The sequence below is a fragment of the Vulcaniibacterium gelatinicum genome (genome assembly GCF_008033445.1).
In the GTDB taxonomy this organism is placed as follows: Bacteria; Pseudomonadota; Gammaproteobacteria; order Xanthomonadales; family Xanthomonadaceae; genus Vulcaniibacterium_B; species Vulcaniibacterium_B gelatinicum.
Window position 1 is genome coordinate 33,087 of record NZ_VNKO01000016.1, and the last position, 12,274, is coordinate 45,360.

General features: G+C 72.4%; 12 protein-coding genes and 1 tRNA gene. 8 read left to right on the forward strand and 5 right to left on the reverse strand.

Annotated features, from left to right (window positions below; all coding sequences use genetic code 11):
* Window positions 1–15 precede the first annotated feature (15 nt).
* The 8 genes from rpmI to FPV26_RS10045 all read left to right on the forward strand — a co-directional run bounded on the left by rpmI (window position 16) and on the right by FPV26_RS10045 (window position 6,113).
* Window positions 16–213 (forward strand): 50S ribosomal protein L35, encoded by a 198-nt coding sequence (gene rpmI, locus FPV26_RS10010; protein WP_056132915.1) that lies wholly within the window; start codon window positions 16–18, stop codon window positions 211–213.
* 13 nt (window positions 214–226) lie between these two features.
* Window positions 227–586: a 50S ribosomal protein L20 gene (gene rplT, locus FPV26_RS10015; protein WP_147653743.1), complete on the forward strand. Its 360-nt coding sequence runs from the start codon at window positions 227–229 to the stop codon at window positions 584–586.
* A 112-nt stretch (window positions 587–698) separates the two neighbouring features.
* Window positions 699–1,694 (forward strand): phenylalanine--tRNA ligase subunit alpha, encoded by a 996-nt coding sequence (pheS, locus tag FPV26_RS10020; protein ID WP_147653744.1) that lies wholly within the window; start codon window positions 699–701, stop codon window positions 1,692–1,694.
* Window positions 1,694–4,066 carry a phenylalanine--tRNA ligase subunit beta gene (gene pheT / locus FPV26_RS10025; protein WP_147653745.1) on the forward strand — a complete coding sequence of 791 codons (2,373 nt, stop codon included), beginning with the start codon at window positions 1,694–1,696 and terminating at the stop codon, window positions 4,064–4,066. The genes pheS and pheT overlap by 1 nt, the downstream gene beginning before the upstream one ends.
* 78 nt (window positions 4,067–4,144) lie before the next feature.
* Window positions 4,145–4,447, forward strand: coding sequence for an integration host factor subunit alpha (locus tag FPV26_RS10030; RefSeq protein ID WP_147653746.1), 303 nt, complete (start codon window positions 4,145–4,147; stop codon window positions 4,445–4,447).
* Window positions 4,440–4,796: a MerR family transcriptional regulator gene (locus FPV26_RS10035; RefSeq protein ID WP_147653747.1), complete on the forward strand. Its 357-nt coding sequence runs from the start codon at window positions 4,440–4,442 to the stop codon at window positions 4,794–4,796. The genes FPV26_RS10030 and FPV26_RS10035 overlap by 8 nt, the downstream gene beginning before the upstream one ends.
* Before the next feature lie 51 nt (window positions 4,797–4,847).
* A tRNA-Pro gene (locus tag FPV26_RS10040) sits at window positions 4,848–4,924 on the forward strand.
* Window positions 4,925–5,057: 133 nt separating this feature from the next.
* Entirely contained in the window at window positions 5,058–6,113 is a 1,056-nt protein-coding gene (locus FPV26_RS10045; RefSeq protein ID WP_147653748.1) for a TraB/GumN family protein, read from the forward strand.
* A 16-nt stretch (window positions 6,114–6,129) separates the two neighbouring features.
* On the opposite strand, the gene dxs is transcribed toward FPV26_RS10045, so the two are convergent.
* The 5 genes from dxs to FPV26_RS10070 all read right to left on the reverse strand — a co-directional run bounded on the left by dxs (window position 6,130) and on the right by FPV26_RS10070 (window position 12,209).
* Window positions 6,130–8,037, reverse strand: coding sequence for a 1-deoxy-D-xylulose-5-phosphate synthase (gene dxs / locus FPV26_RS10050; RefSeq protein ID WP_147653749.1), 1,908 nt, complete (start codon window positions 8,035–8,037; stop codon window positions 6,130–6,132).
* Window positions 8,038–8,118: 81 nt separating this feature from the next.
* Complete coding sequence (locus FPV26_RS10055; RefSeq protein ID WP_147653750.1) at window positions 8,119–9,144, reverse strand: hypothetical protein; 1,026 nt, start codon at window positions 9,142–9,144, stop codon at window positions 8,119–8,121.
* Window positions 9,145–9,245: 101 nt separating this feature from the next.
* Window positions 9,246–9,899, reverse strand: coding sequence for an HNH endonuclease (locus tag FPV26_RS10060; protein ID WP_147653751.1), 654 nt, complete (start codon window positions 9,897–9,899; stop codon window positions 9,246–9,248).
* A gap of 62 nt (window positions 9,900–9,961) precedes the next feature.
* Window positions 9,962–11,734 (reverse strand): acyl-CoA dehydrogenase C-terminal domain-containing protein, encoded by a 1,773-nt coding sequence (locus FPV26_RS10065; RefSeq protein ID WP_147653752.1) that lies wholly within the window; start codon window positions 11,732–11,734, stop codon window positions 9,962–9,964.
* A gap of 4 nt (window positions 11,735–11,738) precedes the next feature.
* Entirely contained in the window at window positions 11,739–12,209 is a 471-nt protein-coding gene (locus FPV26_RS10070; protein WP_147653753.1) for an LEA/WHy family protein, read from the reverse strand.
* Window positions 12,210–12,274: the final 65 nt, after the last annotated feature.

Here is a 12,274-nt window from a genome sequence, read left to right on the forward strand (position 1 = left end):
CCGAAAGGACCTCCCATGCCCAAGATCAAGACCAATCGGGCGGCGGCCAAGCGTTTCCGGAAGACCGCTTCCGGCAAGTACAAGGCCGGCCACGCCAACAAGAGCCACATCCTCACCAAGAAGGCGACCAAGCGGAAGCGCAACCTGCGGCAGACGAACCATGTTCGCGCCGAGGACGCGGGCCGCCTGGACCGCATGCTGCCGTATCTCTGAGGAGGGCTGACCCATGGCACGAGTCAAGCGTGGCGTGATGGCGCGCCGCCGTCACAAGAAGATCCTCCGCCAGGCCAAGGGCTACTACAACGCCCGCCGCAAGGTGTTCCGCGTCGCCAAGCAGGCGGTCACCAAGGCACTGCAGTACGCCTACATCGGCCGCAAGCGCAAGAAGCGCGATTTCCGCTCGCTGTGGATCCAGCGCATCAACGCGGCGGCCCGCATCAACGGCCTGAGCTACAGCCGCTTCATGAACGGCCTGGCCAAGGCCGGCATCGCCCTCGACCGCAAGGTGCTGGCGGATATCGCCGTGCACGACGCGAAGGGCTTTGCCGCGCTGGCCGAGAAGGCGAAGAGCGCGCTCGCGGCATAGTGCGATTCCCTTGCCAGGGCCCGCACATCCCTGTGCGGGCTTTCCAGGGGAAAGCTCCTCATCATGGGGAAGGGCGCGAGTCCTTCCCCATGTTTCGTTTAGGGTCCGGCACATGAACGACATCGAATCGCTGACGCGGCAGGCGCTGGCCGACATCGCCGCGGCGCACACGCCCGAGGCGGTGGAGGCGCTGCGCGTGGCGCTGCTCGGCAAGCACGGCAGCGTGACCGCGCAGCTCAAGGCGCTCGGCGGCCTGCCGCCGGAGCAGCGCAAGACCGCGGGCGAGGCGATCAACCGCGCCCGCGACGAGATCGGCGCGGCGCTGGCCGCGCGCAAGGGCGAACTGGAGGAGGCCGCGCTCGAGGCGCGCCTGGCCGGCGAGACGGTGGACGTCACCCTGCCGGGGCGGCTGTCCGCGGTCGGCGGCCTGCATCCGGTCAGCCGCACGATGGAGCGCATGGCCGACATCTTCGCGCGCCTGGGCTACGCACTGGCCGACGGCCCGGAGATCGAGGACGACTGGCACAACTTCGAGGCGCTGAACTTCCCGCCGCACCATCCGGCGCGGGCGATGCACGACACCTTCTACTTCGGCGACGGCCGCCTGCTGCGCACCCACACCTCCGGCGTGCAGGTGCGCTACATGCGCGAGCACCGGCCGCCGCTGCGGATGATCGCGCTGGGCAAGGTGTACCGCAGCGACTCCGACCAGACCCACACCCCGATGTTCCACCAGTGCGAGGGGCTGCTGGTGGACGAGCACGCCAGCTTCGCCGACCTCAAGGGCACCCTGGCCGAGTTCGTGCGCGCGTTCTTCGAGCGCGACTTCGAGATGCGCTTCCGCCCGAGCTACTTCCCGTTCACCGAACCCTCGGCCGAGGTGGACATCGCCTGGCAGCAGGCGGACGGCTCCACCCGCTGGCTGGAGGTGCTCGGCTGCGGCATGGTGCACCCGAACGTGCTGCGCAACGTCGGCATAGACCCCGAGCGTTACACCGGCTTCGCCTTCGGCATGGGCGTGGAGCGGCTGGCGATGCTGCGCTACGGCGTGGACGACCTGCGCAGCTTCTTCGACAACGACGTGCGCTTCCTGAGGCAGTTCGCGTAATGAAATTCTCCGAAAACTGGCTGCGCCAACACGTCCGCACCGACGCCACGCGCGAGCGGCTCGCGGCCACGCTGACCGCGATCGGACTGGAGGTCGAGGGCATCGCCGAACTCGGCGAAGGGCTCGACGGCGTGATCGTGGCGCGCATCGTCGAGTGCGCGCGACATCCGCAGGCCGACCGGCTGCAGGTGTGCCAGGTGGACACCGGGCACGGGCGGGTGCAGATCGTGTGCGGCGCGCCGAACGCGCGGCCGGGGCTGCTCGCGCCGCTGGCCACGGTGGGCGCGCGGTTGCCGGGCGGGATGGAGATCCGCGCGGCGCAACTGCGCGGGGTGGAGTCGCACGGCATGCTGTGCTCGGCGCAGGAACTCGGCCTGGACGCCGACGCCTCGGGGCTGCTGGAGCTGCCCGACGACGCGCCGGTGGGCATGCCGCTGGCGGCCTACCTCGGCCTGCCCGACGCCAGCATCGAGCTCAAGCTGACCCCGAACCGCGCCGACTGCTTCAGCGTGCGCGGCATCGCCTTCGACGTGGCCGCCGCCTGCGGCAGCGAGGTGATCGCGTTCGACGCCACGCCGATGCCGGCCCTGTCCGACGCCGCGCTGCCGGTCGAGCTGCATGCGGATGCGGACGCGCCGCGCTACGTCGGCCGCGTGATCGAGGGCGTGGACGCCGGCCGCCGCACGCCGGTGTGGATGGCCGAGCGCCTGCGCCGCAGCGGCATCCGCCCGGTGAGCCTGCTGGTGGACGTGACCCAGTACGTGATGCTCGAGCTGGGCCAGCCGATGCACGCCTTCGACCGCGACCTGCTGCGCGGCCCGGTCGGCGTGCGCCGCGCACGCGCGGGCGAGGCGCTGACCCTGCTCGACGGCCGCGAGGTCGCGCTCGATCCGGAGTTCCTGCTGATCACCGACGCCGACCGTCCGGTCGCGCTGGCGGGGATCATGGGCGGCTTCGACACCCGCGTCACCGAGGCCACGCGCAACGTGTTCCTCGAGGCCGCGCACTTCGCGCCGAGCGCGATCATCGGCCGCGGCCGCCGGCTCGGCCTGCACACCGACGCCGCGCACCGCTTCGAGCGCGGCGTGGATCCGGAACTGCCGCGGCAGGCGATCGAGGTCGCCACACGCCTGATCGTGGAGATCGCCGGCGGCGCGCCGGGCCCGCTGACCGAGGCGGTGCTGCCGCAGCACCTGCCGCAGCCGCGGCCGATCGCGCTGCGCCGCGCGCGCCTGGCGCGCGTGCTCGGGATGCAGATCCCCGACGCCGAGGTCGAGCGCATCCTGCGCGCGCTCGGGCTGGCGGTGGACACCACCGCCGACGGCTGGCGCGCCACGCCGCCGCCGCGCCGCTTCGACCTCGCGCTCGAGGAGGACCTGATCGAGGAAGTGGTGCGGATCCGCGGCTACGACGCGGTGCCGGCCACCCTGCCGGGCGGCGCCGCGCCGCTGGTGGCGCCGGGCGAAGGGCGCGTGGCCGAAGCGGCGGTGCGCCGGCACCTGGCCGCGCGCGACTATCTCGAAGCGGTCAACTACGCGTTCGTGGACGCCGCGCTGCTGCGGCACTGGCAGCTGGAGACCGACGGCGTGCCGCTGGCCAACCCGCTCAGCGCCGAGCTGGCGGTGATGCGCACCGCGCTGCTGCCCGGCCTGGTCGCGGCGCTGGCGCGCAACGTCGCCCGCCAGCAGCCGCGGGTGCGGCTGTTCGAGCTGGGCAACGTGTTCGCCGCGCGCGCCGGCGAGGCGCCGCGGGAAACCGCCCGCATCGCCGCGGTGGCCTGCGGCGACGCCGCGGCCGAGCAGTGGGGCGTGCCGGCGCGGCCGGTGGACTTCCACGACCTCAAGGGCGACCTCGACAGCCTGGCGGCCCTGGCCGGGGCGCGGCTCGAGTACCGCCGCTCGCAGGCGCCCTGGGGCCACCCCGGGCGCTCGGCCGACGTGTACCGCGACGGGGCCCGGATCGGCTGGATCGGCCAGCTCCACCCGCGCCTGCAGCGGGCGCTGGACCTGGCCCCGGCGGTGGTCGGCTTCGAGCTCGACCTGGTGCCGCTGCTGGCCCGCGCCCTGCCGCGCGCGCGGACCCTGTCGAAGTTCCCGTCCGTCCGCCGCGACCTCGCGTTCGTCGTCCCGGAGGCGGTGTCCTGGGCGGCCCTCGCCGACAGCGTCCGGGCCGCCGCGGGCCCGTTCCTGCGCGAGCTGGTGCTGTTCGACCGCTACGTCGGCCAGGGCGTGGAAACGGGTTTCAAGAGTCTGGCTATGGGCTTGATTTTGCAGGACGAGTCCCGCACCCTGACAGACCGCGACGTGGATACGGCGGTGGCGGCGGTGATCGCCGCGCTGCAGCAGGACCACGGCGCGGTCATCCGCGCGTAGGGCGCATTCCATCGCGTCCTGCGCAGGGGCCCGGCCCCGGCCGGGCCCATCGGCATTCGTTCACAGGGGGACGAGAGGATGGCGTTGACCAAGGCGGAAATGGCGGAACGGCTGTACGAGGACGTCGGCCTGAACAAGCGCGAAGCGAAGGAGTTCGTGGACGCGTTCTTCGACGTGCTGCGCGAGGCGCTGGAGAGCGGGCGCCAGGTGAAGCTGTCGGGCTTCGGCAACTTCGACCTGCGGCGCAAGAACCAGCGGCCGGGCCGCAATCCCAAGACCGGCGAGGAGATCCCGATCTCCGCGCGCACCGTGGTCACGTTCCGGCCCGGGCAGAAGCTGAAGGAGCGGGTGGAGGCCTACTCCGGAGGCGGCCATGCTTGATCCCGGCAGCAACCGCGAACTGCCGCCGATCCCGGCCAAGCGCTACTTCACCATCGGCGAGGTCAGCGAGCTGTGCGACGTCAAGCCGCACGTGCTGCGCTACTGGGAGACCGAGTTCCCCTCGCTCAAGCCGGTCAAGCGCCGCGGCAACCGCCGCTACTACCAGCGCCACGACGTGCTGCTGGTGCGCCAGATCCGCGGCCTGCTCTACGAGCAGGGCTACACCATCAGCGGCGCGCGCCTGCGCCTGGAGGGCGAGGGCGCGAAGAAGGAAGCCGCGCTGAGCACGCAGATCGTGCGCCAGGTGCGGATGGAGCTGGAGGAGATCCTGCAGCTGCTGCGGCGCTGAGCGGGCGCATGAACAGGACCGGCCGGATGCGGCTATAATCCCACGCCTCACCGGGGTATAGCGCAGCCTGGTAGCGCACCAGTCTGGGGGACTGGTGGTCGTCGGTTCGAATCCGGCTACCCCGACCAAACACGCGATGAACGACGCCCGGCCCAAGCCGGGCGTCGTCGTTTCGCAGGAACCTCCGCCCGGCGACACTGTCTGAATGCGCCGTTCCGGTGCGCCGCACCGGCCTTCGCCACTTCGTCCTGGAGGAAAGGGATGTCCCGTCGTCCATTGTCGGCCGCGTCGCTGTGCGTGGTGCTGTGCCTGTTCCTGTCCGTTGCCCGCGCGCAGGCGCCCGAGCCTGACTCCGCTCCCGCGGCGACGTCCGCACCGGCGTCGGCGTTCGCCGACCTGCCGATCCGCGACGAGGCGCCGGTGGTGGTCACCGGCGTACAGCCCGGGCCGGGCATGTGGAAGGTGTCGAAGGACGGCCGCACGCTGTGGGTGCTCGGCACCCTCTCGCCGCTGCCGGCGAAGATGGAGTGGGTCTCGCGCGACGTGGAGGCGGTGATCGCGCAGGCCGACGAGGTGATCTGGTCGCCTTCGCTGGTGTTCGATGCCGACATCGGCTTCTTCCGCGGCCTGCTGCTGATGCCCAGGGCGCTGAAGGCGCGCCGCAACCCGGACGGCAGGACCCTGCGCGAAGTGCTGCCCGCCGACCTCTATGCCCGCTGGCTGCCGCTCAAGCGCAAGCACCTGGGGCGCGATGAGGGCGTGGAGCAGTGGCGGCCGCTGTTTGCGGCGATGAAGCTGTACGAGGAGGCGCTCGAGGATTCCGGCCTGCGCCAGGGCGGCGTGGTCGGCCCGGTGCTGATGCGCGCGATCAAGGCGCACGAGGTACGGCAGACGCGGCCGGAAGTGCGCGTGGTGATCGAGGATCCGAAGGCGGCGCTGGACGAGTTCCGCGGCACCAGCCTCGACGACATGGCGTGTTTCGAACAGACCCTGCGGCGCGTGGAAGCCGACCTCGACCGGATGCGCCTGCGCGCCAACGCCTGGGCCACCGGCGACCTCGCCACGCTGCGCGCGCTGCCCTACGAGGACCAGAACGAGAGCTGCGTACGCGCCACGCTGCAGACCGATGCGGTGCGCAAGCGCGTGCAGCGCGACCTGGAGGCGGAGATGCGCACGCGCTGGCTGGAGGCGGCGGAGAAGGCGCTGGCCGGCAACGGCGTGACCTTCGCGGTGCTGCCGATGCGCGACCTGCTGCGGCCGGACGGCCTGCTCGCCACGCTGCAGGCGCGCGGGTACACGGTCGAGGCGCCGGAGTAGCCGGCGCCGCGCGGCCTCAGCCGGCCGCGCTGCGCGGCGCGGCGGCGGGGGCGAGCTCGGGCCAGCGGGCCAGGACCGCGGCGCGGATCCCGGCCACGTCCAGGCCGGCCTCGGCCAGCAGTTCCTCGCGGCTGGCGTGGTGCTGGAACGCGTCGGGCAGGCCGAGGTGCAGCATCGGCAGGACGAGGTTCTCGCACGCCAGCAGCTCGCTCACGCCGGAACCGGCGCCGCCCATCACCACGTTGTCCTCGAGGGTGACCAGGCCCTGGTGGGTCTTGGCCAGTTCGACGATCAGCGCGTGGTCGAGCGGCTTGACGAAGCGCATGTTGACCACGGTCAGGCCGAGCTCCGCGCCGACCTGCTCGGCGGCGGGCACGAGCGCGCCGAAGGCGAGCAGGGCGATGCGGCTGCCGCGGCGGCGCACCTCGGCCTTGCCGATCGGCAGGGTGTCGAGGGTGGGCTGCACCGCCACGCCCGGGCCGGTGCCGCGCGGATAGCGCACCGCGGCCGGGCCCTCGTGGCGGAAGCCGGTGGTCAGCATCTGCCGGCACTCGTTCTCGTCCGCCGGCGCCATCACCACCATGCCCGGCACGCAGCGCAGGTAGGACAGGTCGAGGTTGCCGGCGTGGGTCGCGCCGTCCGGGCCGACCACGCCGCCGCGGTCGATCGCGAACAGCACATCCAAGTGCTGGATCGCCACGTCGTGCACGAGCTGGTCGTAGGCGCGCTGCAGGAAGGTGGAATAGATGGCGACCACGGGCTTGGCGCCCTCGCAGGCCATGCCCGCGGCGAGCGTCACTGCGTGCTGTTCGGCGATGGCGACGTCGAAGTAGCGGTCGGGATATTCCTGGCTGAAGCGCACCAGGCCCGAACCTTCGCGCATCGCCGGGGTGATGCCCAGCAGGCGCGGGTCGGCCGCGGCCATGTCGCACAGCCAGTCGGAGAAGACGTCGGTGTAGGTCGGCTTCTTCGCCCCGGGCTTGGGCACCATGCCCTGGGCGGGGTCGAACGGCGACACCGCGTGGTAACCGATCTGGTCCTCTTCGGCCAGCTCGTAGCCCTTGCCCTTGGTGGTGATGATGTGCAGCAGCTGCGGGCCCTTGAGGGTCTGCAGCGTCTTGAGCGTGGACACCAGGGCGTGGATGTCGTGGCCGTCGATCGGGCCGGTGTAGTGGAAGCCCATCTCCTCGAACAGGGTCGAGGGCACGAACATGCCCTTCCAGTGCTCCTCCCAGCGCTTGACGAAGCGCGCCGGCGCACCGTGCTTGTCGCCGAGCAGCTTCTTGCCGCCTTCGCGGATGGCATTCAGGGTGCGGCTGCCGGACAGGCGGCCGAGCATCTTGGTCAGCCCGCCGACGTTCTCGCTGATGGACATCCGGTTGTCGTTGAGGATCACCAGCAGGTTCGGCTCGGGCTCCATGCCGCCGGCGTGGTTGAGCGCCTCGTAGGCCATGCCGGCGGTCATCGCGCCATCGCCGATCACCGCGACCACCCGGCGCTCGCTGCCGGCGCGCGTGGCGGCGATGGCCATGCCCAGCGCGGCCGAGATCGAGGTCGAGGAGTGGCCGACGCCGAAGGTGTCGTACTCGCTCTCCTCGCGCTTGGGGAACGGTGCCACGCCGCCCTTCTGCTTGACCGTGTGGATGACGTCGCGGCGGCCGGTGAGGATCTTGTGCGGGTAGCACTGGTGGCCGACGTCCCAGACGATGCGGTCCTCGGGGGTGTCGTACAGCCAGTGCAGGGCGACGGTCAGTTCGATCACGCCCAGGCCGGCGCCGAAATGGCCGCCGCTGCGGCCGACCGATTCGATCAGGTAGGCGCGCAGTTCGTCGGCGATCGCGCGCAGTTCGGATTCCTCGAACCGGCGCAGGTCGGCGGGGACGGAGATGCGGGACAGCCGCGGGTAGCGCTGCGGATCGATCATGACGTCGTGGGGGACGGACGCGGCGAGCCGGTCATTGTCCCGCCACGGGGGCGGCGGGGGCAAGGTTGACCCCGCGCGGCCTCAGCGGCCGCGCAGGCGCCCCAGCAGACCGCCGGGCTTCTGCGGCTCGGGTTCGGGTTCCGGTTCGCGCCAGGGCTCGGCGTAGCCGGTGACCAGGTTGGCGTTGACGAAATCGGCCACTTCCTCGAGTGGCACCCCGCTGGCGGTGGCGACCTCCTCGAGCGTGGCCGGGGCCTTCATCATCGCGGTGGCGATGCGGAAGTGCTTGGGGAACTCGCGCTCGGTCTGCGGCCACTTGCCGAGCTTGAACTTGCCGGCGGGGTCGTAGCCGGGCAGCAGCCGGCCGTTGCCGGCGACCAGGCCGCCGTACCACTGCAGGCGGGTGAGCGGTTGCGCGGGGCCGAGCGCGGCACTCTCCCGGGCCCAGGCGGCCGCGTCCACCGGCGCGAAGTCGGAAGCCGCGAGCACCTCGGCGTACAGCGGCGCGAGCGGCTTGAGCGCGGCGGGGCCGTGGTACAGGCGGGCGTCGGCGTCTATCAGCAGGGTGATGCTGTGGCGCTGCAGGCGCACGCGGCCGGCGAGCGCCCCGGGCGCCAGCCAGTCGCCCAGCCGGCGCTCCTGCGGCGGCGCAGGGGGCGGCACGGGTGCAACGGGCGCGGGTTCCGGCTCCGGCTCCGGTTCGGGTTCCGGCGCCGGCGTCACGATGGTGGCGACAGGCGCGGGCTCGGCTGCCGGCGGGGGCGGCGGTTCCGCGGGCGCTGGCGCGGCCGGGGCCGGGGCCGGCGCGCCGGCGATCTCGTTGAGCACCTCCACCAGCCCCTGCGCGCTCAGCGGGCGCGGCAGCCGGAAATCGGTCTGGGTTCGCGCGGAGGCGGTCAGGCCGATCACCTTCTTGCCGGCCGCATGCAGGCGCAGCCAGCTCATCGGCCCGTACATGCTGTCCATGTCCACGACGACGTATTCGGCCTCGCTTTCCGGGAGCAGCCGCCAGCGGCCGCCGAGCTGGAGGTTGGCCGCCTGGAAGGCCGCGCGCAGCTCCGCTTCCGTCGCCGAATCCATGCCGGTGGTGCCGAGGGTCAAGGCCATCGTGGGTCTGCCGGTCGGTGGTCAAAGCGCCGAGTGTTCCCAAGCGCCGCGTCGGCGTCAACGCGGGCGCAGGGGAGCGGACGACGGGCGGCGGGCGGGGCTCACGCGCTCAGCCGCGTGCGCCTGGGCAGTTGCGCCTTCAGGAACGCCATCTGGTCGGCGAGGATGTGGCGATTGCTCAGGATCAGGTGCTCGATCCAGCTCGGCCGGTACGGTACCGCCAGCAGCGGCATGCCGGCCTGCTGCGGGGTGCGCCCGCCCTTGCGCGAGTTGCAGTGGAAGCAGGCGGTGACCACGTTCTCCCAGATGTCGCGGCCGCCGCGCGAGAGCGGCACCACGTGGTCGCGGGTGAGGTGGCTGCGGGTGAACTCGCCGCCGCAGTACAGGCACAGGTGCTGGTCGCGGGCGAACAGGGCGGCGTTGGTCAGCGCCGGCGTGGGATCGAGCGCCTGCGGCCGGGCGTGGCCGCGGGCGGCGATGATCGGGTGCAGTTCGAGGATGCTCTGCCGGCCGGTGGCACGGCAGGTGCCGCCGTGCAGGGTCAGGCAGGGCTCGCCCAGGGTCCAGGCCACGGCGCCGCGGGCGTACAGGCAGGCCGCGTCCTGCCAGCTCATCCAGTCCAGCACGCGGCCGTGGGCGTCGAGCGAGAGCAGGCGCAGGGCGCGGATCGCGGGGGGCGGGGCGGCGCCGGGCCCGTCCGGGCCCGGGGAGGAACCGGTTGCGACCAGGCGCAGGGCGGCTGTGTCGGTCTCCATCGCCCGCCCAGCTTATACCCCACTGATGACGGTTTGCCCACCGGGGCGGGCGTGGGGCGGTGTCAGGCGAGTTCCGGGAGCGAGCCGATCCCGCTTTCGATCGCGGCGGCGTGCGCGGCGGTGCGCGGCAGCAGGCGGGCGAAGTAGAAGCGGGCGGTGGCGCGCTTGTCGTCCTTGAACGCCTGCGGATGGCCGGAGGCGTCGGCCGCGGCCACTGCGCGGGCCCACCAGTAGGCCAGGGCGAGGTAGCCGGTGTGGAACAGGTAGTCCCAGGCCGCCGCGCCGATCTCCTCCGGATTCGCGGCGGCGCGGGCCGTGCTGCGCTCGGTCAGCCGCCACCATTCCTCCGCCTTCGCGCGCAGCGGGGCGACGAATTCGGCCAGCGCCGCCTCGCCCGCATGTTCGGCGCAGAAGCGTTCGATCATCGCCAGGAAGGGTTTGGCGCCTTCGCCCCGCAACTGGATCACCTTGCGCCCGAGCAGGTCGAGGGCCTGGATGCCGGTGGTGCCCTCGTACAGCGTGGTGATGCGCGCGTCGCGCACCAGCTGCTCCATGCCGTGCTCGCGGATGTAGCCGTGGCCGCCGAAACATTGCAGCGCGTGGTAGGTGCATTCCACGCCCCATTCGGTCAGGCAGGCCTTGACGACCGGGGTGAGGAAGCCCAGCAGCGCCGCCGCCTCGGTGCGTTCCTGCGCGTCGGCGCTGCGTGCGGCCACGTCCACCAGCGCGGAGGCGTGGTAGGCGAGCAGGCGCCCGCCTTCGACCAGCGCCTTCTGCGTGAGCAGCATGCGCCGCACGTCGGGGTGGACGATGATCGGGTCGGCGGGCTTGTCCGGATGTCGCGGCCCCGACAACGCGCGCATCTGCAGGCGTTCGCGGGCGTAGCGCAGCGCGTTCTGCAGCGCGCGGTCGCTCAGGCCCAGGCCCTGCAGGCCGACCGCGAGGCGGGCGGTGTTCATCATGGTGAACATCGCCGCGAGGCCCTTGTTCGGCTCGCCGATCAGCCAGCCCTGCGCGGCGTCGAAGTTCATCACGCAGGTGGCCGAGCCGTGGATGCCCATCTTGTGCTCGAGCGCGCCGCAGCGCACCGCGTTGCGCCCGTCCACCACGCCGTCGCGGCCGACGCGCAGCTTGGGGACGATGAACATCGAGATGCCCTTCACGCCGGCCGGCGCGTCGGGCAGGCGCGCGAGCACCAGGTGCACGATGTTGTCGGTGAGGTCGTGCTCGCCGGCGGTGATGAAGATCTTGGTGCCGGTGATGGCGTGGCTGCCGTCGGGCTGCGGCTCGGCGCGGGTGCGCAGCAGGCCGAGGTCGCTGCCGCAGTGCGGTTCGGTCAGGCACATGGTGCCGGTCCAGCGGCCTTCCACCAGCGGCTTGAGGAACACCTCGCGCTGCCACGCCTCGCCGTGGTGCAGCAGCGCCTCGGTGGCGCCGTGCGAGAGCAGCGGGAAGTTGCCCCAGGCGAGGTTGGCGGCGTCGATCATCTCCTTGAGCGGCACGCCCAGCAGGTGCGGCAGGCCCTGGCCGCCGTACTCCGGCGGCGCGGTCAGGCCGCTCCAGCCGCCGGCGACGAACTGCGCGTAGGCCTCGCGGAAGCCGGGCGGGGTGCGCACTTCGCCGGTGGCGGGGTCGAAGCGGCAGCCGGTCTCGTCGCCGATCCGGTTCAGCGGCGCGAGCACCGCGACGGCGAAGCGCGCAGCCTCCTCCAGCACCGCGTCCATGAGGTCGCGGCTGGCCTCGGCATGGCCCAGGCGCGCGAACAGCGCTTCGGCGCCGAGCACGTCGTGGAGCGCGAAGCGGATCTCTTCGAGCGGGGCGGCATAGGTGCTCATCGGGTCACCTCATCACGCCGGGCACGCCGGGCACGGGGCTGAGCGCGCTGCTGCGCTCGATGTCGTAGCGGCGGGCGCGGGCGTCCTCGGGCGCGGCCTGGACCTGTCCGCGCAGGGTGTAGGGAAGCGAGCGGCGTTCGGCCAGCGCGGCGGCGACGGCGATGCGCGCGGCCGAGGCCGGCTGCAGCGCGAGCGTGACCACGTCGGCCGATTCCGGGCCGATGGCGAGGCCGGGCTGGCCGGCCAGGGTGCCGGCGCTCTGGCCGCCGATGTCGAAGGCGAGGCTGATGCTGTCGAAGCGCATGGGCACGCTGCTGTAGTTCTGCAGGCGCAGGTCCACCGACCAGGTGCCGTCGGCGTGCACGGTGAGCTGCTGCACGCTCGCCGACGGTTCCGAGACGCGCCGGACCGGGCCGCCGCCGCAGCCCGCCAGTCCCGCGCAGCACAACAACGCCACTCCCAGCCAAGCCTTCATGCGTGTCCTCGCGGCAGTGAATTCGGGATCGGCGCGAGGATACTACGGCGCATGGTGCGGCCCGC